Source organism: Rhodoluna sp. (assembly GCF_036721215.1).
In the GTDB taxonomy this organism is placed as follows: domain Bacteria; phylum Actinomycetota; class Actinomycetes; order Actinomycetales; family Microbacteriaceae; genus Rhodoluna.
This window is the reverse complement of the sequence record NZ_DAIMLM010000002.1, coordinates 69,368-89,230: the sequence shown is the minus strand read 5'-3', so window position 1 is coordinate 89,230 and position 19,863 is coordinate 69,368. Positions and strand designations below refer to the sequence as shown.

The window sequence follows — 19,863 nt, the reverse complement described above, 5'->3', positions numbered from 1 at the left end:
TCTATCAATGTTAACCTGTATCTAACCCGTTTTTTGGAGACTTTAGCCATGAATAATGCCCGAGGCAGTGCAGCTAGCTACGCCCGCGCTGCCGCCACCCCGGACAAGGTTGGCGTTGAAGGTCTAGAGCAAAAGTGGGGTCCTAGCTGGGATAGCTCCAAGACTTACAGCTTTGATGTCTCAGCTCCAAAATCAAAAATCTTCTCAATCGATACTCCCCCTCCCACGGTTTCTGGATCGTTGCACGTGGGCCACGTATTTAGTTACACCCATACCGATCTAATCGCCAGGTACCAGCGCATGATCGGTAAAGAGGTTTACTACCCAATGGGTTGGGATGACAACGGTTTACCAACCGAAAGGCGCGTTCAAAACTTCTATGGCGTTCGCTGCGATCCAAGCCTGGCTTACGTAGCAAACTTCAAGCCGCCATTTGAAGGTGGCGATGGCAAGTCAAGCAAAGCCGCCGACCAGGTTCCAATCTCGAGGCGAAACTTCATCGAATTATGCGAACGACTAACCCTAGAAGACGAGAAGCAGTTCGAAGCTCTTTGGCGTCAGCTCGGTCTATCAATTGATTGGTCACAGACTTACCAAACTATATCCCCGGACGCTCAGGCCGTTTCCCAAAAAGCCTTTCTAAATAACCTCGCTCGTGGCGAGGCATACCAGGCGATGGCTCCAACGCTTTGGGACGTAACTTTTAGAACAGCGGTTGCCCAAGCTGAGCTGGAAGACCGTGATCAACCAGGTGCTTACCACCGCATCGGCTTTGATGGACCAGAAGGCAAAATCTTCATCGAGACCACAAGACCAGAACTTATTCCAGCCTGTGTAGCACTCGTAGCCCACCCTGATGACGAGCGCTATCAGAAGTTTTTTGGCAAGAGCGTAACCACGCCACTTTTTGGAGTTGAGGTTCCAGTAGTTGCCCACCGTCTTGCGCAAAAAGACAAAGGTTCTGGAATTGCAATGATTTGTACCTTTGGTGATGTCACCGACGTTATCTGGTGGAGAGAGCTAGATCTTCCAAACCGCGCCATCTTGGGCTGGGATGGCAGAATCCTGAGCGATGCTCCCGAGGTAATCAAGGACTCTAAAGCGCTTGAGGTATTTGCTGAACTAGCCGGTAAGACAGTTTTCTCGGCAAGGCAGCGAATTGTTGAGCTCTTGCTCGAGTCAGGAGACATGGTCGGTGAGCCTAAGCCAATCACCCACCCGGTTAAGTTCTTTGAAAAAGGCGACAAGCCTCTTGAGATTGTCTCAACGAGACAGTGGTACCTCAGAAATGGCGGCCGCGACGAGGAACTTCGCGACAAGCTAATTGCACTGGGTAAGGACCTATTGTTTCACCCTGACTTTATGCGAGTGCGTTTTGAGAACTGGGTCAATGGCCTAACTGGTGACTGGCTAGTATCCAGGCAACGATTCTTTGGTGTTCCGATTCCAGTTTGGTACGCACTCGATGCTGAAGGTAATCCTGATTACGACAGAGTAATCACTCCCGCTGAATCAGCTCTGCCGGTTGATCCTTCCAGCCAATGCCCGGATGGTTTCACCGAAGATCAGCGTGGCAAACCAAAGGGTTTTATGGGAGAGGTGGACATTCTTGATACCTGGGCAACATCTTCCCTAACACCACAGCTTGCCGGTGGTTGGATTTCCGATCCTGAGAAGTATGCCAAGGTATTCCCGTTCACTTTGCGTCCTCAGGGTCAAGACATTATTCGCACCTGGCTGTTTTCAACCGTCCTTCGTTCTTTCCAGCAAGAGAAGCAACTGCCGTGGAGTGACGCTGCGCTATCTGGTTGGATTCTTGATCCAGACCGCAAGAAGATGTCCAAATCCAAAGGCAATGTTGTAGTGCCCAATGATCTTCTAGATGAGCACGGCTCCGATGCCGTCAGATACTGGGCTTCTGCGGCAAGGCTTGGAACCGACGCGGCCTTTGATGTGGGTCAGATGAAAGTTGGAAGACGACTAGCAATTAAGGTTCTAAACGCTGCGAAGTTCGTTCTCTCCTTTGAGCTTGCTAGCGACAAGGTAGAAGTAACTGAAGATATTGATAAGGCGATGCTTGCAGCTCTTGCCGAAGTTGTTACGGGAGCAACAAAGGCCTTTGAAAGCTACGATCACACGAAAGCTCTTGAGCTAACCGAATCGTTCTTTTGGAACTTCACTGACGACTACCTAGAGCTTGTCAAAGAACGCGCCTATGGTCAAAACACAGACCCTGCAGCCCAAGCATCTGCGGTGAGCGCGCTAAGAATTGCCCTACTTGCCATCACCAAGCTATTGGCACCATTTATTCCTTTCGCCACCGAAGAAGCCTGGAGCTGGTGGCAAGAAGGTAGTGTCCACCGCAGTAATTGGCCAGTAGCTGAGGACCTATCTGGCTTCACCGGAAGCCAGAACGCAGGCCTGCTATCTCTTGCCTCGCAGGCACTAATTGGGATTCGGAAAGCCAAGTCTGACGAAAAGCTATCGATGAAGGCTGAAATAACCAGCCTGACCATTGAAGCTAGTGAACAAGATGTTGAATCGCTAAAGCTCATCGAATCCGACTTGAAATCGGTAGGAAAAATCGATGAGATCAACTACAAAGCATCTCAGTCGCTAGCAATAAGCGGAGTTTCTTTCAAGCCTGCGCAATAAGAAGGGTCCGAGATGACTAATTCAAATCCATTTCAAGATCGATCAACACTTGAATACGAACTACCTGATTTTTCCAAAATCACAGACGAGCACTACCTGCCGGCTTTCTATGCTGGTTGCGAGCAGCAGCTAGCAGAAATTGAAGCAATAACCTCACGACCTGAAGTAACTTTTGACAACACCGTTGTCGCTTTGGAGCGATCTGGGAAAATGCTCGAGCGAATGCTTCTGGTTTTCTATAACAAGTCATCAGCCGACACCAACCCGACTATCGACAAAATTGAATCTGAGATTGCACCAAAGCTTGCAGGCCACGAGGATGCCATAAAGCTAAATCCTGCTTTGTTTTCTCGAATCGAAAGACTTTACGAAACCCGCGCTCAGCTTGGCCTGGATACCGAGTCGGATTGGCTCATTGAAAGATATCATCGGGACTTTGTGCACGCGGGAGCACAACTAAGCCCTGAAAACCGCGAGACCCTAAAGCAATACAACGAGAAACTCTCCGAGCTACAAACCAAGTTCGATCAGAACGCCCTAGCAGAAGCTAATCGTTTGGGTGTTGTGGTGGATGATGTTGTGATGCTTGCTGGATTATCTGAATCAGAAATTGACATCGCCGCTCAGGCAGCCAAAGAACGCGGCCTCGAAGGTAAGTATCTAGTGAACATGGTGAATTACACCGGTCACCCTTGGTTGGCCTCTTTAGAAAACCGGGAAATGCGTGAAAAGATCATGCGTGCCAGCATGTCAAAATCCACCTCTGGTGGGGACTTTGACAATCAAGAGCTCATCAAGCAAATCATCAAACTTCGGGCCGAGCGTGCCAAGCTTCTTGGCTTCGAGAGTCACGCAGCCTATGTGCTCTCGGATCAAACAGCTGGTAATCCAGCAAATGCGCACAAAATGCTTCGCCGTATTGCCCCAGCTGCCGTTTCCAACGCGCGCTCAGAAGCAAAGGATCTTGAGGCCCAACTACAAAAAGACCACGCTGGTTCAAAGCTTGAAAGCTGGGACTGGGCTTACTACACAGAGAAGGTCCGAAAAGAAAAGTACAACCTAGATACCTCTTTGATGAAGCCCTACTTCGAACTGGAACGAGTGCTATTTGACGGTGTCTTTTTCGCTGCTGAGAAGCTGTTTGGAATTACTTTCAAGGAAAGAAATGACCTTCGGGCTTACCATGAGGAAGCCAGGGTGTTTGAGGTCTTCAACGAAGACGGGTCCAAACTTGGATTGTTTGTAGGGGATTTCTTTACTAGAGACTCTAAGCACGGTGGCGCATGGATGAACAACCTAGTTGATCAATCCAAGCTGCTAAGTCAGAAGCCTGTTGTTGTAAACAACCTGAACATTCCAAAGCCTCGCGCGGGTGAACCTTCTCTTCTAACTTTTGATGAAACCAGCACACTGTTTCATGAGTTCGGGCACGCCTTGCATGGTCTGTTATCTGACGTCACTTACCCAAGGTTTTCGGGCACCAACGTAGAACGTGACTTTGTTGAGTTCCCATCACAGGTAAATGAGATGTGGATGCTTTGGCCGGAAGTTGTTGCTAACTATGCCAAACACTATGAAACTGGTGAGGTTCTTCCAGCTGAGTGGATAGCAAGCTTGCAAGCTTCAGAGACTTTCAATGAAGGATTTGAGACTACTTCTTACCTTGCAGCGGCAATTCTGGATCTGGCCTGGCACGAGGTTGCCGACCAAAGCATTTCGGATGTTTCTAAGTTTGAAGCGGATGCGATCAAGGATTACGGATTAGATTTTGATCCGGTTCCTGTTCGTTACAAGAGCGGATACTTCTCGCATGTGTTTTCTGGCGGCTACTCTGCCGGTTACTACGGCTACATCTGGTCTGAGGTACTTGACGCAGATACCGTGAATTGGTTCAAGCAAAATGGTGGCCTTTCAAGACAAAACGGCGAACGCTTCAGAAAAGAGTTGCTGTCTCGCGGAGGCTCGATTGATTCGATGGACATGTTTAGAAACTTCCGTGGCCAAGAGCCTGCAATTGAGCCGCTTCTTACGCGCCGCGGTCTGATCTAGCTAGCGGCACTTTATCCCAAAAAAGCACCAGCATTCCAGCAACTAGTGCCCAGAAGGCTCCGCCGATACCAAATATCGAGATGCCGGCAGCTCCCACGATGAAAGTTATAGCCGCAGGCAATCGAGTGCTTCGGTCCTCCAAGGATGCTCCAATAGAGGTGATGAAGCTCGGAAGAAGCGCTAACCCAACTACTGCAAGTAGTAGCTCGGATGGGACTGCAAGAACAAAGGCTGCAAACAATCCGGCCCCAATTGCAAACAACCAATAAACCAACCCGCCAACAAAAGACGCTAGCCAGCGACGTGATGGGTCTTTGGCCGCTTGCTCGTTTGCATTAATCGCAGCGGTAATGGCCGCAAGATTCATTCCAAACCCACCAAAGAACGATGCGAGCATCGTCGCAACCCCAGTTGAGGTTATGACCGGTCGTACCGGAACCTTGTATCCAAAACCCTTCATGATTGCGATCCCTGGAAGGTTCTGGCTCGCCATGGTTATCAGATACAACGGAATACCAATTGAAAGAATCGGAATCAAATCAAGTGCGGGAATTACGATATCGAAGTTTGGTAACAGTCTCGCGCTATCCAGCCAATCCCATCCCAGGTCCGCATTTACTAATCCAAAGGCCAAAACAATGGCTACCGGCGTTGCCCAAACGGTTGCGATCCGATTCAATACGAACCACACCAGAACAAATGGAATCACAAGAAGTGGGTAATCAACAGCAGCTCGGACGGTGTTAATTACAAACAAAAAAAGAATTCCCGCCAGCATCGCACTTGCAATACTCGCCGGAATTTTCTGTACCAATCTAGATAGAGCTGGCCAAAGTCCGGTGACGGTAAGTAGGACTCCGGAAAGCAAGAATCCCCCGACCGCCTGATCGAATTCCAAACCCAGCCCTGCCGAAGCTGCTAGAAACGCTGCGCCTGGAGTGGACCACACAATCGAAATTGGCATCTTGTAGCGATAGCTCAATACCGTTGAGAGCAAACCGTAGCCAATCAGTAAAACAAACAGTGCTGTAAAGGTTTGATCTCTGTTAGCTCCCATCGCAACTAAACCGGCAATTGCAATTCCAAAAGTTGCAGCCGAGCCAGAAATAGAAGCTACGAAGCCTGCGATTATGGGTGCTTTTAGTTCAGGCTTGGAAGACTGAACGGGGCTCATTTATTAGGCAGATTTTTCTTGGGCTTGTTTTTTGAATGGAGTGATGGAAGCCTCTTTTTTACCCAAGACAACATCCTTGGTAATCTTCACGAGTCCTTGGGTTTCCATGGTTGGAATCTCAAACATTATTGAGCCAAGCACTGTTTCCAAAATTGAGCGCAAGCCTCGAGCCCCAGTTTCGCGCTCGATTGCCATGTCAGCCATTAACTCAAGTGCTGCTTTATCAAACTCCAGCTCGAAGCCATCCAGCTCGAACATTCTTTGATACTGCTTGGTAAGGGCATTTTTAGGAACTGTCAGAATATCCATCAAGGCCGAACGGTCAAGCGGTTCAACGGTTGCAATAACTGGTAGTCGGCCAATGAATTCAGGAATCAGGCCAAATTTTCTCAAATCTTCTGATTGAACATCGTTGAAGATGTCAGGATCCACCCCGTGAGACTGAACTTCGTTGCCAAAGCCAATACCTCTCTTACCGGATCGGTTAGAGATGATTTCTTCTAGGCCTGCGAAAGCACCTGCCACGATGAAAAGCACATTAGTGGTATCGATCTGAATGAAATCTTGCTGCGGGTGCTTTCTGCCACCCTGCGGCGGCACCGAAGCTACAGTACCTTCTAAAATCTTTAGCAATGCCTGCTGAACACCCTCACCTGAAACATCTCGGGTAATCGATGGGTTCTCGGCTTTTCGGGAAATCTTGTCAATCTCGTCGATGTAGATAATGCCCTGCTCGGCTCGCTTGACATCAAAATCAGCAGCTTGCAAAAGCTTTAGCAGGATGTTCTCAACATCCTCACCCACGTAACCAGCTTCGGTCAAAGCCGTAGCGTCAGCTACCGCGAAAGGAACGTTAAGTCTTTTGGCAAGTGTTTGGGCCAGGTAGGTCTTTCCACAACCGGTTGGACCAATCATCAAAATGTTTGACTTGGCAATTTCGATTGCGTCGTGCTCTTTACCGGCGGCGGTTAGGGTGCCAACGGAACGAATTCTCTTGTAGTGGTTATAGACAGCAACTGAAAGAACTTTTTTGGCTTTGTCTTGACCAATTACGTACTCGTCCAAGTAGCCGTAGATTTCTTTTGGCTTTGGAAGGGTTATGTCTTCAATTTCCTTGGAAGCCGCAGCGCCAAGTTCTTCTTCAATAATTTCGTTGCAAAGCTCAATGCACTCATCGCAAATGTAAACACCTGGGCCTGCGATTAGCTTTCTAACTTGCTTCTGGCTCTTTCCACAGAATGAGCACTTCAGCAGGTCGCCTGATTCGCTGAGTTTTGTCATACCTAAAACCCTATTACCCATCCCCGACAATGGCGGTTAGGTTCTCCCAAGGTTTTACTTGGCAGGCAGTGCGTTCTTACGAGAAGTAAGCACCTGGTCAATCAATCCGTAGGTCAGAGCCTCATCAGCAGTCAAGATCTTGTCGCGGTCGATGTCCTTGTTAACTTCGGCCACGGTCTTGTTGGAGTGCTTGGAGAGAGTCTCTTCGAGCCACTCACGCAAACGCATAATCTCTTTTGCCTGAATCTCGATATCAGAAGCCTGTCCTCGACCGGAGTCACCGGTTGCAGGTTGGTGAATCAAGATTCTTGCGTTCGGCAAAGCTAGACGCTTTCCTGGAGATCCCGCTGCAAGCAACACGGCAGCAGCAGAGGCAGCCTGACCCAAACAAACAGTTTGAATGTGCGGTCTGATGTATTGCATGGTGTCGTAGATCGCAGTCATTGCGGTGAATGATCCACCCGGTGAGTTGATATACATAGTGATGTCACGGTCAGGGTCTTGGCTTTCAAGAACCAAAAGTTGCGCCATGACATCGTCTGCCGAAGCGTCGTCAACCTGAACACCTAGAAACACGATGCGGTCTTCAAAGAGTTTGTTGTAAGGGTCCTGGCGCTTGAAACCGTAGGAGGTTCTCTCCTCAAAGCTAGGAAGAATGTACCTAGCTTCTGGGGACAGGTTTGAAAGGTCTTTAGGCAATTTTCAGTTTCTCCCTACTTGTTTCCAACACCGGTGGCTGCGCCAGCGGATGCTTGAATGTGGTCGATGAATCCGTATTCCAAAGCTTCTTGAGCTGTGAACCAGCGATCGCGATCGCCATCTTCCATAACTTGCTCAACGGTCTTTCCAGTTTGGTCTGCGGTGATCTGTGCAAGCTGACGCTTCATGGACATAATCAGCTCCGCCTGAGTTTGAATGTCGGCAGCAGTTCCACCGAAACCTCCAGCTGGCTGGTGCAGTAGCACTCTGGTATTTGGCGTGGCATATCTTTTGCCCTTGGTGCCAGATGAAAGTAAGAACTGACCCATCGAAGCAGCCATTCCAATTCCAACAGTCACGATGTCGTTAGGAACATACTGCATGGTGTCGTAGATGGCCATACCTGCAGTGATAGAACCACCCGGTGAGTTGATGTAAAGGTAAATGTCCTTGGTGGAGTCTTCGGCTGCAAGCAGCAGAATCTTTGCGCAGATGTCATTGGCCATGTCATCGCGAACTTCGCTTCCAAGCCAAACGATTCTGTCTTTTAATAGACGGTCAACGGTGGAATACTTTTCCATTGCCTTATCTGCCATTTGAGTCCCTTATCCAATTCTTGATTACTTGCTTGCTAGACCAAGATACTTCGAAACACGCCAAGATTAGGGCTTGTTCGCCTAGGGCAATAAAGCAGCTGTCTAGTCGTGGTCGTGACCGGCGTGTGAGTCCTGGCTTGAGTTATCGCCCTTTAGAAACTCCCCCAAATCAACAGGTTTATTTGCCTTGTCAGTCACGACCGCCTCAGACAGAACAATGGAAAGCGCCTTACGCCTTGCGACCTCTCCAACAAAAGCTGGGACCTGACCGTTTTTGCTAATGGTCTCCACAAACTGGTTTGGGTCCATGCCATAGTTTTGGCTGCTCAGTATCAGGTACTGCATCAATTCCTGCTCGCCAACCTTGATGCCTTCGGCGTCAACAATCGCGTCAAGCAACATCTGAACCTTGAAGGACTTCTCGGACTCCAGTGTCACTTCGGCGCGATGCTTGTCATCTTGCAATCTGCCCTCACCCTCGAGGTGGCGGTTCACGTCTGACTCAATCATTTCTTTTGAAACTGGAACGTCAACAATCTTTAGTAGTTCCTCAGTAAGAAGATCCCTTGCCTGGATTCCTTGTGAGTAACTCTTGGACTTAGCAATTTGAACTTCGATGTCGTCCTTTAGCTCTTTTAGCGTGTCAAACTGGCTTGCCAACTTGGCAAAGTCATCGTTTGCTTCTGGAAGCTCGCGCTCCTTCACTGCGTTTACCGTCACGGTAACTTCGGCTTCTTCGCCCGCCATGTCTCCACCAACAAGCTTGGAGCGGAACACGGTAGTTTCTCCTGCAGTAAGAGTGTCTAGGGCCTCGTCGATGCCATCCAGTAAGTTTCCAGATCCAACTTCGTAAGAAATGTTCTCGGCAGAGTCGATTTCTTTGCCATTAATGCTGGCAGCCAAATCAATTGAGACAAAGTCGCCCTTCTTGGCTGCGCGCTCAACGGTGTTTAGGGTTCCAAAGCGAGCACGAAGAGAATCTAGCTCGTCGTCAATTTCCTTGCCTCCCACTTTGATGTTGTCGACAACAACCTTGAGCCCGCGGTAGCCAGGCAGCTTGATCTCTGGTCTTACCTCGACTTCGATTTCAACAACCAGGTTTCCCAAGAATGTGTTCTCGTCAGGGCTTGACTTGACGTCAGCTTTTGGCTGGCCCAGTGGGCGAAGTTTGCTTTCCTCGAGAGCTTTTTTGTAGATGCCATCTAGCCCGTCGTTGATGGCGTGAGCCATGATTGCTGGGCGTCCAACTCTTTGATCCAAGAGCGCTGCAGGGATTTTCCCCTTGCGGAAGCCAGGCACGTTGACCTGCTGCGCGATGTGCTCGTAGGCGTGATCAAGCGAGGGCTTGAACTCTTCTGGGGTGACTTCGATGTTGAGCTTGACGCGGGTTGGGTTAATTCGTTCAACGCTAGTTTTCAAGTTGTTCTCCTGGAAATTTGCCCCCATAAAGGGGTAAACAAATACGGCTCTTTGTTTGTCGGGGTGACAGGACTCGAACCTGCGATATCCTGCTCCCAAAGCAGGCGCGCTAGCCACTACGCTACACCCCGGTGGTTTTTGGAAATAATTCCATAAACAACCTCGGTCAGTCTATCCCATACAATAGTGAGGTAGCGAACGGCTTTTTCGGGAGTGTAGCTCAATGGTAGAGCCTCAGTTTTCCAAACTGATGGCGCGGGTTCGATTCCCGTCACTCCCTCCAATTACCTCTGGCAGGTATTACACCAATAAAGCTTGCGGCCATAGAAAAGCTCCAGCTTTACTTTCTTTCCGCAACTTCGACAAGGCAAGCCCTCACGCTTGTAAACGTTGTATCGGTCTGCCACCAAGACTCGACCCTTTAAGAAGCCCTCGCGAGTGAGCATCATGCCGGTCTTCACTCCAATTTTCATCAGTGCCACAGCGTCATCCCAAATAGCTAGCAGATCTTGCTCGGAAACTTTGTTTCCCGGTTTATGTGGGCTTATTCCGGCTCGAAACAACAACTCTGCTCGATAGACGTTTCCGATGCCGCTAATCACGGCTTGGTTCATTAGTAATGCTCCAATAGGAACCGCCGAGCTTCTCACTTTCGAAACAAATCGAAGTCCCTCTTTACCCGAAGGATCCGGTATTAGCGGATCTGGGCCAAGACGTCTAAGAACTGTCAAGACATCTTCGGCGTCGACTACTTCACAAACTGTTGGACCACGAAGATCTGCTGAAGCTGAGTTTGATCCGAACCGGGCACGGACCTGACCCCAGACCTCTGGTGCTTTTGATAGTGGCACATCGTAGAAGTTCCACTTGCCGTAGATTCCTAAGTGAACGCGAATAGTTAGCTTGTTATCAAACCCAAGAAAAAGTTGCTTGCCAATAGCAGTTGACTCAACAAGCTTCCTTCCTGAAACTAAAGACGCCTGCTCGGAAAATCTTCCTTGCGGAGAAGAGACTTTTACTTTGGAATCAACAAATAGATCGGCAAGTTTGTTGGCTGTTCTATGAACGGAGTGGCCTTCTGGCATGAGGCTAGGAAATGATCTCTTCGATTTGCCTGACTATTGCCTGCGGGTCTTTACTTCGGATAGACACTTCAGTTCCGTCTTGCAGATTTAGCTTGACAGCTGGGCCCTTTGAAGGAACAAATCCAATTTTGCGAGCGGTCAGCCTTACTCCCCATCCGCCAAACTCTCTAGCCGATACCGTACCCACATCAGCGCTAACAATTTCTTCTGGAGGAAAGTTCATAACACTAAAGCCACGAAGCTTCACTTCAACATTTTCGCCGACAACTATTTCTGGCATGGCCAATAGGAAAATCAACAACACCGGGACAGAAAGAATTAAGAATATAAACAAGGGTAAAGAAAAGCTGATCTCGGCCGCGTTGGAGGCGCCAATTTGAATAAGGGCAGAGGTAGCAACTATTCCGGTTATCAACCAAAAAACAATTCCAATGACAAGATTTATCAGTTTTTTAATTCGAAATTTAGCTTTGGTCCTTATGGATACCGCAACAGAAGGTATCCAGATTAGCAACTGGATGACTAAAGCAGTAATAGCAAATTCATTAATTGACACCAAGCGATCTGGCTGCAGAGTGATTCCCCAGTGAATTGCAATTGGGTCTGGTAGCAAATCAGCAGAAGCGAGCTGAAATAAAAGAACCTGAAGAATTGCAATTGCTGCAGGTTGAAGAAACCAAACGTTGAGTCTTGAGTTATCCAGTTTCATTGACTAGCTAATCTCTCCCGTTTGCTCAAAGAGGCCGATCTTTCCGATTCTGCGCTCATGTCTTTCATCTTTGCTAAATGGCTCAGCAATGAACACCTTAATTAGCTCGAGAACTTCTTCTTTACTGTGCTGCCTAGCACCGATGGCAATAACGTTGGCGTCGTTGTGCTGCCTGGCAAGTTCAGCAATCTCTTTATTCCACACCAAAGCGGCTCGAATTCCCCTTACTTTGTTGGCTGCAATTTGCTCACCGTTTCCAGATCCGCCAAGAACAATTCCAAGAGCAGTTACCTCAGCCTGTAAATCGCGTTGTACGGCAAGAGCAGCATTAATACAAAACGCTGGGTAGTCATCGAGAGGATCAAAAGACTGTGGTCCATGATCAAATACTTCGTGACCGAGATTAGTTAGTTCCTGGATTAGGTAGTGGCTTGTTTCTAGCCCGGCATGATCGGTGGCGATGTGAATTCTCATATTTACCTAATCTACTTATCGAAACCACTGCGAAGAAGCCGCAACACAATTGAGCCAATTACTGCAGTGAGAGTCACGTAGGTAAGAGTAAGTGCTTGCAGATTCACAGTTAGCACCGCTGGGGCTGCGAGAGCTGCGATAACCATTGAGAATTCACCCCTTGGGGTCAAGAAGGCACCAGCTCGAATCCAGCTGAACTTGTCAACCATATCCTTGGCAATCCACCAGCCAACAGCGAATTTCCCTGCGACACCAATGATCACAAATAGCATCACGGCCGGAAGCACTTGCAGAAGCTCTGCAAAATTGGTTGCCAGTCCAAAAAATAGAAAGAAAATCGCGGCGAATAGATCTCTCAGTGAGCCAAGTCTTCCACGCACCGTGTTGGCGACCTCACCAGTCAATAAAAGTCCAACAAGGAACGCAGCGACCGCTCCTGAGAATCCTGCAAGGTCCGCAACTCCAGCCGCCAACAACGCTGATCCAAACACTGTCAATAGCAAGCCAGAGGGAACATCGGGATTCAAGATTCTGGACCACTTGGCACTCCCGCGATAAGAAATTATCAAAACAAGTCCAGTAATAATTAATGCAACCGAAACTGACACGAGGCCCGCGGCTGCCGACAGGCCAAGCACTAGCGAAGTCAATAGTGGCAAGTACGGAGCTAAGGCAAGATCTTCGAACACCAAGATTGCAACCACTCGTTTGGAAAGTTCCGATTTACGCCAACCGGTTTCACGCAGTAACTCTGAGGCAATTCCCGAAGAGGAAACGTATGCAATACCGCCCACCACAAATGCGGCAAGTGGGCCCCAACCAAAAGCCAGTGCGAGCAATGCTCCAGGGATAAAGTTCGTAGCAATGTCAAAAATTCCCGCGGATTTTCTGTTTTTGAAAGCTTTAGCTAGATCAGGTGCGGAATACTCCAACCCCAGTAACAGCAGCAACAAGATTGCACCGATTTGTGCTCCGATTGCCAGAAAATCTGAACTTAGATTAACTAAACCAAAACCGCCCTGGCCAACCGCAAGTCCGACAATCAGATACAAAGGGACAACAGAGAATTTCAGTCGGGCAGCGATGAAGGCAATTACTCCAAGCCCAACTAACAGCGCGCCAATTTCAGCGAGGGTCTGCGATGCCTCTGCCGAGCCCCCCAAGGCCATAACTGGATTGATCACACTGTTATTGTTTCACACCCTCCTGTCCCCCAGTTAGGCTTTGGGATGAACAGTCACTAGAGAGAAGAAGCGATGCCTGGCGAAAACCTAACAAGAACCGAAGCTCAAGAGCGAGCAGCAGCCTTGGAGGTTCAGAGCTACCAAGTTGAGATCGACCTCACCCAAGGCCCAGAGTTCTTCGGTTCCACCACCAGAGTGCGCTTCACCTCGAAGACCCCAGGTGTTGCAACCTTTATTGACGCCATCACAAACTCTGTGCATTCGGTTGTGCTAAACGGCGAGGTGTTAGATCCGGCCGTGGTGTCAGATGGCATTCGTATCCAGCTACCTTCTATTGCAGCCGAAAATGAGCTGGTTGTTGTGGCTCAGGGTAAGTACACCAACACCGGCGAAGGGCTACACCGTTTTGTGGATCCAGTAGATCAAGAGGTATACCTTTATACCCAGTTCGAGGTGCCTGATTCTCGCCGCATGTTTGCGGTTTTCGAGCAGCCCGACCTAAAGGCGAACTTCCAGTTCAACATCACCGCTTCTAGCTACTGGAAGGTTGTATCAAACTCCCCCACCCCAACTCCAAATGATCTAAGAGAAGGTGTTTCGGTTTGGAACTTTGAGCCCACACCTCGCATCTCAAGCTACATAACCGCTCTGGTAGCAGGACCCTATGTTGAGGTTAGAGATGAACTGGTTTCATCTTCTGGCAAGACAATTCCGCTAGGTGTTTTCTGCCGCAAGTCATTATTTGAGTTCTTGGACGCCGAATACGTGTTTGAAAAAACCAAGCAGGGCTTTAAGTTCTTTGAGAAGCAGTTCGACTACCCATACCCATTTGAAAAGTATGACCAGCTCTTTGTTCCCGAGTTCAATGCCGGAGCTATGGAAAACGCTGGAGCTGTAACGTTCACCGAAACCTACGTTTTCCGCTCCAAAGTAACTGATGCCGTAAAAGAACGTCGCGTTGTAACTATCTTGCACGAGCTCGCTCACATGTGGTTTGGCGATCTAGTAACCATGCGCTGGTGGAGCGATCTGTGGCTAAATGAATCCTTTGCCGAATACATGTCTACTTTGGCTACCCAAGAAGCAACCGAGTGGCACGGAGCATGGGCGACGTTTGCCTCTCTAGAAAAGTCCTGGGCTTACCGCCAAGACCAACTCCCATCGACGCATCCAATCGTTGCTGAAATAAACGACCTGGAAGATGTGCAGGTGAACTTTGATGGCATTACCTATGCCAAGGGAGCGTCTGTTCTCAAGCAGCTTGTTGCTTGGGTTGGCCAGGAACCATTTATGCGTGGAGTCTCCGACTACTTCAAAAAGCACGCCTTCAAAAACACTGAGCTGAAGGATCTTTTGAAAGAGCTCGAGAACCAAAGTGGAAGAGACCTTAGCCAGTGGTCCAAGCTTTGGCTTGAAACCGCAGGAGTAAACACTTTGCGACCAGAGATTGTCGAAAAAGATGGAGTAATCGAGTCATTTGCAATCCTGCAATCAGCGATCGATGCCTATCCGTACCTAAGACCACACCGCATTGCTATTGGTCTCTACGAAGAGCAAAACGGCAAAATCGTTCGAACTGATCGAATCGAGTTGGATGTTGAAGGAGCCAAGACCGAGGTTCCAGAACTTGCCGGAAAGAAACGTCCCGATTTGATTTTGCTAAACGATGAAGATCTCACCTACGCAAAGATTCGTTTGGACGAGTCTTCTTGGAGCTTTGCCTTGGACAAGCTTTCACTAATCGAAGACCCGCTTGCTAGAGCCTTAGTTTGGGGATCTGCTTGGGATGCAACCCGTGATGGAGAAACTTCACCTCGCGATTTCATAAAGCTCGCTCTTAGTCACCTTGAATTCGAAACTGAGTCAACAACTATGTTGACGATCTTGAGGCAGTTACTGACAGTTGCGAACCTATATGTAGCTGAGCAAAACCGCTCGACTGAGCAGCTGTCACTGGCTGATGGCTTGTGGAGCTTGGCTCAAAGTGCTGAAGCTGGCTCGGACGCGCAGTTGCAGTTTGTGAAATTCTTCGCGCAATTTGCTAGAAGCGACCAGCAGCTAGCAAATGTTTCGGCCCTTCTAAGTGGCGAGATCAAGCTTGCCTCGCTTGCAATTGATACTGACCTGCGATGGGAGCTTGTTACCTCTTTGGCTGTCGGTGGAAATATCTCTAGCCAGGAATTAGATCAAGAGCTTGCTAACGACAACACCGCCAACGGACAGAAGTATCACGTTGCCGCCGTTGCCGCGTTGCCGGACATCGTTTCAAAGCAAGCCATGTTCACTAAGTTGGTTGCCACCGATGAGCTCTCGAATGCGTTGGTAAATTCTGCGAGCTTGGCTTTTGGGCGAGTGTTGGATCCAAAGTCACTACAGCCTTTTGTCGCTCAGTATTTTGCGAACGTGCTCAAGGTCTGGGAAGAGAAGACGTATCAAATGGCCGAGTATCTTCTTGTAAATCTCTACCCTCTGGCACTTGCCAACAATGAGCTAGTTTCTGAGACCGAGGCTTTCCTGTCTAAAGCTGAGGTTCAAAGCAAGCCGGCGCTTCGCAGAATCATCATCGAGAACCTGGCCAATGTTGAAAGAGCGCTTAATGCTCAGCAACGGGATCTAAGAAGCTAAATGCCTGATGAGTTTGAGGACGCCAACCGCGTTGAAGTAGTTCGAATCAAGGGGCTTTCTGGAGAAGCTGTTGAGGGTAACTTCTTTGAGCTGGTTGGTGGTACCGATACTTTCAAGAAACTTGTTACTAAGTTTTATGAGGGTGTTGCCACTGACGATGTACTAAAGCCAATGTATCCAGAAGATGATTTGGGTCCAGCAGCCGAGCGACTAAGAATGTTTCTGGAGCAGTACTGGGGTGGTCCGCAAACCTATCAAGAAACCAGAGGTCACCCCAGACTCAAGCAGCGCCACCAGCCCTTCAAGATAAACCCGCTGGCTCGTGAGAGATGGTTGCATCACATGAAGGTGGCGTGTGATTCACTGGAGTTAGCTCCCCTGCATCAAGCGCAGCTTTGGGGATATCTAGATCGTGCAGCAACTTCAATGCTGAACACATTTGAAGACTAGAAGTGCTTGGCCTCTTTAGATAACACATGGCCAAATTGTGACGAGAGTCTGACCCAGCCTTGAGAGTGAAAAACGGGAACCATTTCGCCTTCAGTTAAAAAGCCAAGTCCGGAAGCAGCAAAGGCTGCGCCAGCTGGAACTTTCGAATCGAGGTCAATGGCTCTACCCCAAACCTCGGAACGAATACGAGCCGCTATTGGTCCACCAACTGATTCTGGGATTGTCTCCGCGACTTCGATAATTCCTTTTCTGGCAACGCCGGTAAGCATGTATTCGGGCAGGCTCGTAGCTTCCACCCAACCGGTTCGTGGTGGAGATACTCCAGCCCAGGGCACCCGCTCTGAAGACTCGAGATGAAATACAAAACTCTGGTCTGCTTCTGGCTTTTCTAGCTCAAATGCAATTCGGTCAAGAATTGCCTGGATTGGAACCAGCACGTTGATTTCAGCTTCTTGCTTTAGATCCATTGTGCGAAGACCTAGGACAGTTGGGCCATCATCCAAAATATTTGCCGTAAACAAAGGTGCTACGTAAGCAGTCAGGAGGGCTCCAAAGGCTCTAAGCCTTACAACTCCCTTGGGGTCCATTTTCTTGGCCCGAGTCAAAAAGGTTTTTAGATCGAGCGCAGTTTGCTGGTCCAAAAGCTGGAATTCATTTTTCATTTCATTACTAAACTTACCCTGATAGCTGCCACGCATAGTAAGGACACCCAAGATGAGCAAGGTTCCCCCTCCTAAAGACCCACTTGCTGATCTATTGGTTGCGCTTGATATCAAAGATGCCGGTGGGGCAAGAACCAAAGAAGACATTTTTATTGGCCCGTCGCAATGGATGCCGCACGGAAGAGTATTTGGTGGTCAAGTACTCGCGCAGTGCACTGTTGCAGCAACCAGAACAGTAGACCCGGACAGAATCTTGCATTCGCTCCACGGATATTTCTTGAGACCGGGGGACATTGATTTCCCAATTACTTTTTCGGTTGACAGACTAAGAGACGGTAAGTCGTTTTCAACCAGAAGAGTCCAGGCCTACCAAAAAGGTGAACCCATCTTTTCCATGATCTCCTCATTTCAAACTGAGAGTCCAGGACTTACCCACCACGAGCAGATGCCAGAAGGTTTGAAACAGCCAGAAGATCTTCCCTCAGCAGCTGAAGTGCTTGGCGGTATTCCTCACCCGGTTGCTCAGTACTGGGCCAAGGCCAGACCGTTTGATTTGCGTCACGTGCAATCCCCGATCTACTTCGAAGTAAAGGGTGAGCCGGTGGCTCACCAGGCAGTTTGGCTCAAGGCCATCGGAGAATTACCTGCTTCTCCAACCCTGCATCAAGCCGCCCTTGCGTACGCTTCCGATTTCACGCTTCTTGAAAGCATCTATCGTAGGCACAAAATCTCTTGGGCTAAACCGGGACTAAAAACTGCGAGCCTCGATCACGCTATGTGGTTTCACGCGCCTGCCAAGGTGGATGAGTGGATGCTTTATGTTCAAGAATCACCAGCTGCTCAAAACAGCAGAGGGTTGGCTATTGGAAAGATATTTAGTCGCGAAGGTGCCTTGCTAGCAACAGTTGCTCAGGAGGGTATGGTTCGAGTACCCGAAGGAAAAGTAGCTAGTCTCTTGTCAATCTTCGGTAAGTAGAGCGGTGCGGCTTGGCAGCGTCTGGACCTAATCTTTCAATCTTGTTTGCTTCGTAGGCTTCGAAGTTTCCTTCAAACCAGTACCAATTATCTGGCTTCTCATCAGTTCCCTCGTAGGCCAAGATGTGAGTAGCAACTCGGTCCAGGAACCACCTATCGTGTGTGATGACCACGGCACAACCTGGAAACTCAAGTAAAGCGTTTTCCAAAGAACCTAAGGTTTCAACATCAAGATCGTTTGTTGGCTCATCAAGTAGTAGTAGGTTCCCACCCTCTTTCAAAGTCAAAGCAAGATTTAGCCTGTTGCGCTCACCACCGGAAAGCACTCCGGCAGGTTTTTGCTGATCTGGACCCTTGAAACCAAAAGCTGCGACATAAGCACGTGATGGCATCTCAACTTGTCCGACTTGAATGTAATCAAGTCCGCCAGACACAACTTCCCAAAGGCTCTTATCAGGGTCTATGCCTCCACGAGACTGGTCAACGTAGGAAATCTTTACCGTCTCACCGATTTGGAGCTCGCCACCATCAAGGGTTTCTTCACCAACAATCATCTTGAAAAGGGTTGATTTACCAACACCGTTTGGACCAATGATTCCAACAATTCCGTTTCGAGGAAGCGAGAATGACAAATCGGAGATCAGCTTTCTGTCCCCAAAATTCTTCTGCAGATTCTTGGCTTCCAAAACAATGTTTCCAAGTCTTGGGCCCGGCGGAATCTGAATCTCTTCAAAATCTAGTTTTCTTGCCTTGTCAGCTTCGCTTGCCATCTCTTCGTATCTTGAAAGCCTGGCCTTAGATTTTGTCTGTCTAGCTTTAGAAGACGAGCGGACCCACTCAAGTTCATCCTTTAGGCGCTTAGCTAACTTGACGTCTTTCTTTCCTGCAACTTCTAGACGCTCTTGCTTTTTCTCCAAGTAAGTGGAGTAGTTACCTTCGTATGGATAAGCGCGTCCGCGATCGAGTTCCAAAATCCACTGCGCAACGTTATCTAGGAAGTACCTATCGTGTGTAACAGCTAATACCGCACCTGGATACTTTGCAAGGTGCTGCTCGAGCCACAAAACACTCTCGGCATCCAAATGGTTTGTTGGCTCGTCAAGAAGTAGTAGGTCTGGCTTTTCAAGCAGCAATTTACAAAGTGCAACACGGCGCTTTTCTCCACCTGAAAGATGTGCCACGGGTGTGTCGCTAGGTGGGCAGCGAAGTGCATCCATTGCCTGCTCTAGTTGCGAATCCAAATCCCAAGCGTCCAGGTGATCAATTGCCTCTTGAAGAGTTCCCATCTCTTCGAGCAAGCGGTCATAGTCGGCGTCTGGATTAGCGAGTTCTGCTGAGATCTCGTTGAACCTGTCGAGCTTGGCCTTTACTTCTTTTACTGCCTCTTCCACGTTGCCAAGCACGGTTTTTGTTTCGTCTAGCTTGGGCTCCTGCATCAAGATGCCAACGGTGTAGCCCTCACTTAGGCGAGCTTCTCCGTTGGAGGGAGTGTCCAGACCAGCCATGATCTTTAGAACAGACGATTTACCAGAACCGTTAGGTCCAACAACACCAATTTTGGCGCCCGGAATAAATGAGAGCGTTACGTCATCCAAGATAAGTTTGTCGCCGTGCGCTTTTCGCGCTTTGATCATCTGATAGATAAATTCAGCCATGTTTCCCTCAAATTGTGGTGTCAAAAAAATGACACCCTTTTCACCAAGAGTGCTGTGGATAAGTTTATCCGACAATGTTGTGGCTCATTGTGAGCCGACAATCACATACACCTAGGTAAAAAGGGTGTCACGCGACCAGGCGCTTAGGGGGAAGTAGCCTGACCGGGTCTG

General features: G+C 48.8%; 16 protein-coding genes and 2 tRNA genes. 6 read left to right on the top strand and 12 right to left on the bottom strand.

From position 1 onward, the window contains the following. Positions 1-48 precede the first annotated feature (48 nt). The gene (gene valS / locus AC9UCN_RS03730) at positions 49-2,655 is read left to right on the top strand and encodes a valine--tRNA ligase (protein ID WP_509523836.1); all 2,607 of its coding nucleotides are present in this window, start codon (positions 49-51) and stop codon (positions 2,653-2,655) included. Between the two features lie 12 nt (positions 2,656-2,667). Next, positions 2,668-4,704 (top strand): M3 family metallopeptidase, encoded by a 2,037-nt coding sequence (locus tag AC9UCN_RS03725; protein ID WP_509523834.1) that lies wholly within the window; start codon positions 2,668-2,670, stop codon positions 4,702-4,704. On the opposite strand, the gene AC9UCN_RS03720 is transcribed toward AC9UCN_RS03725, so the two are convergent. From AC9UCN_RS03720 to AC9UCN_RS03695, 6 genes are all read right to left on the bottom strand, one after another. Beyond that, positions 4,682-5,878: a benzoate/H(+) symporter BenE family transporter gene (locus tag AC9UCN_RS03720; RefSeq protein WP_509523832.1), complete on the bottom strand. Its 1,197-nt coding sequence runs from the start codon at positions 5,876-5,878 to the stop codon at positions 4,682-4,684. The two genes, AC9UCN_RS03725 and AC9UCN_RS03720, sit on opposite strands and share 23 nt — an antisense overlap. 3 nt (positions 5,879-5,881) lie before the next feature. After that, the gene (clpX, locus tag AC9UCN_RS03715) at positions 5,882-7,159 is read right to left on the bottom strand and encodes an ATP-dependent Clp protease ATP-binding subunit ClpX (RefSeq protein ID WP_509523829.1); all 1,278 of its coding nucleotides are present in this window, start codon (positions 7,157-7,159) and stop codon (positions 5,882-5,884) included. 54 nt (positions 7,160-7,213) lie between these two features. After that, entirely contained in the window at positions 7,214-7,858 is a 645-nt protein-coding gene (locus tag AC9UCN_RS03710; RefSeq protein ID WP_509523826.1) for an ATP-dependent Clp protease proteolytic subunit, read from the bottom strand. Positions 7,859-7,872: 14 nt separating this feature from the next. Next, on the bottom strand, positions 7,873-8,454 hold the full coding sequence (locus AC9UCN_RS03705; protein ID WP_509523823.1) for an ATP-dependent Clp protease proteolytic subunit: 582 nt from the start codon (positions 8,452-8,454) through the stop codon (positions 7,873-7,875). Between the two features lie 102 nt (positions 8,455-8,556). Beyond that, positions 8,557-9,873, bottom strand: coding sequence for a trigger factor (gene tig, locus AC9UCN_RS03700; protein WP_509523821.1), 1,317 nt, complete (start codon positions 9,871-9,873; stop codon positions 8,557-8,559). Positions 9,874-9,931: 58 nt separating this feature from the next. Beyond that, positions 9,932-10,004, bottom strand: a tRNA-Pro gene (locus AC9UCN_RS03695). A gap of 78 nt (positions 10,005-10,082) precedes the next feature. Here AC9UCN_RS03695 and AC9UCN_RS03690 point away from each other — a divergent pair. Beyond that, positions 10,083-10,156, top strand: a tRNA-Gly gene (locus AC9UCN_RS03690). 1 nt (position 10,157) lies between these two features. On the opposite strand, the gene AC9UCN_RS03685 is transcribed toward AC9UCN_RS03690, so the two are convergent. The 4 genes from AC9UCN_RS03685 to AC9UCN_RS03670 are packed head-to-tail and all read right to left on the bottom strand — an operon-like array spanning position 10,158 to position 13,325. Beyond that, the gene (locus tag AC9UCN_RS03685; protein ID WP_509523818.1) at positions 10,158-10,958 is read right to left on the bottom strand and encodes an Fpg/Nei family DNA glycosylase; all 801 of its coding nucleotides are present in this window, start codon (positions 10,956-10,958) and stop codon (positions 10,158-10,160) included. 4 nt (positions 10,959-10,962) lie between these two features. Continuing rightward, positions 10,963-11,667, bottom strand: a complete 705-nt coding sequence (locus tag AC9UCN_RS03680; protein WP_509523816.1) for a hypothetical protein — start codon at positions 11,665-11,667, stop codon at positions 10,963-10,965. Between the two features lie 3 nt (positions 11,668-11,670). Further along, positions 11,671-12,141, bottom strand: coding sequence for a ribose-5-phosphate isomerase (locus tag AC9UCN_RS03675; protein ID WP_509523814.1), 471 nt, complete (start codon positions 12,139-12,141; stop codon positions 11,671-11,673). 11 nt (positions 12,142-12,152) lie between these two features. Further along, entirely contained in the window at positions 12,153-13,325 is a 1,173-nt protein-coding gene (locus AC9UCN_RS03670; RefSeq protein WP_509523812.1) for a cation:proton antiporter, read from the bottom strand. 72 nt (positions 13,326-13,397) lie between these two features. Between AC9UCN_RS03670 and pepN the strand changes: the two genes are divergently transcribed. Both pepN and AC9UCN_RS03660 read left to right on the top strand, forming a co-directional pair. Then, on the top strand, positions 13,398-15,950 hold the full coding sequence (gene pepN, locus AC9UCN_RS03665) for an aminopeptidase N (protein WP_509523809.1): 2,553 nt from the start codon (positions 13,398-13,400) through the stop codon (positions 15,948-15,950). Then, positions 15,951-16,400: a globin gene (locus AC9UCN_RS03660; protein WP_509523807.1), complete on the top strand. Its 450-nt coding sequence runs from the start codon at positions 15,951-15,953 to the stop codon at positions 16,398-16,400. Here AC9UCN_RS03660 and AC9UCN_RS03655 read toward each other — a convergent pair. Beyond that, the gene (locus tag AC9UCN_RS03655; RefSeq protein ID WP_509523804.1) at positions 16,397-17,062 is read right to left on the bottom strand and encodes a DUF8185 domain-containing protein; all 666 of its coding nucleotides are present in this window, start codon (positions 17,060-17,062) and stop codon (positions 16,397-16,399) included. The two genes, AC9UCN_RS03660 and AC9UCN_RS03655, sit on opposite strands and share 4 nt — an antisense overlap. A 52-nt stretch (positions 17,063-17,114) precedes the next feature. Between AC9UCN_RS03655 and AC9UCN_RS03650 the strand changes: the two genes are divergently transcribed. Then, the gene (locus tag AC9UCN_RS03650) at positions 17,115-18,038 is read left to right on the top strand and encodes an acyl-CoA thioesterase (protein WP_509523801.1); all 924 of its coding nucleotides are present in this window, start codon (positions 17,115-17,117) and stop codon (positions 18,036-18,038) included. Here AC9UCN_RS03650 and ettA read toward each other — a convergent pair. Continuing rightward, entirely contained in the window at positions 18,010-19,692 is a 1,683-nt protein-coding gene (ettA, locus tag AC9UCN_RS03645) for an energy-dependent translational throttle protein EttA (protein WP_509524546.1), read from the bottom strand. The genes AC9UCN_RS03650 and ettA overlap by 29 nt on opposite strands. Positions 19,693-19,863 lie beyond the last annotated feature (171 nt).

Coding starts and splice junctions, on each gene's coding strand:
- AC9UCN_RS03725 (WP_509523834.1), top strand. CDS start 2,668: ATGACTAATTCAAATCCATTTCAAGATCGATCAACACTTGAATACGAA.
- AC9UCN_RS03720 (WP_509523832.1), bottom strand. CDS start 5,878: ATGAGCCCCGTTCAGTCTTCCAAGCCTGAACTAAAAGCACCCATAATC.
- AC9UCN_RS03675 (WP_509523814.1), bottom strand. CDS start 12,141: ATGAGAATTCACATCGCCACCGATCATGCCGGGCTAGAAACAAGCCAC.
- AC9UCN_RS03655 (WP_509523804.1), bottom strand. CDS start 17,062: ATGAAAAATGAATTCCAGCTTTTGGACCAGCAAACTGCGCTCGATCTA.
- valS (WP_509523836.1), top strand. CDS start 49: ATGAATAATGCCCGAGGCAGTGCAGCTAGCTACGCCCGCGCTGCCGCC.
- AC9UCN_RS03650 (WP_509523801.1), top strand. CDS start 17,115: ATGAGCAAGGTTCCCCCTCCTAAAGACCCACTTGCTGATCTATTGGTT.
- AC9UCN_RS03660 (WP_509523807.1), top strand. CDS start 15,951: ATGCCTGATGAGTTTGAGGACGCCAACCGCGTTGAAGTAGTTCGAATC.
- ettA (WP_509524546.1), bottom strand. CDS start 19,692: ATGGCTGAATTTATCTATCAGATGATCAAAGCGCGAAAAGCGCACGGC.
- pepN (WP_509523809.1), top strand. CDS start 13,398: ATGCCTGGCGAAAACCTAACAAGAACCGAAGCTCAAGAGCGAGCAGCA.
- AC9UCN_RS03685 (WP_509523818.1), bottom strand. CDS start 10,958: ATGCCAGAAGGCCACTCCGTTCATAGAACAGCCAACAAACTTGCCGAT.
- AC9UCN_RS03680 (WP_509523816.1), bottom strand. CDS start 11,667: ATGAAACTGGATAACTCAAGACTCAACGTTTGGTTTCTTCAACCTGCA.
- AC9UCN_RS03705 (WP_509523823.1), bottom strand. CDS start 8,454: ATGGCAGATAAGGCAATGGAAAAGTATTCCACCGTTGACCGTCTATTA.
- clpX (WP_509523829.1), bottom strand. CDS start 7,159: ATGACAAAACTCAGCGAATCAGGCGACCTGCTGAAGTGCTCATTCTGT.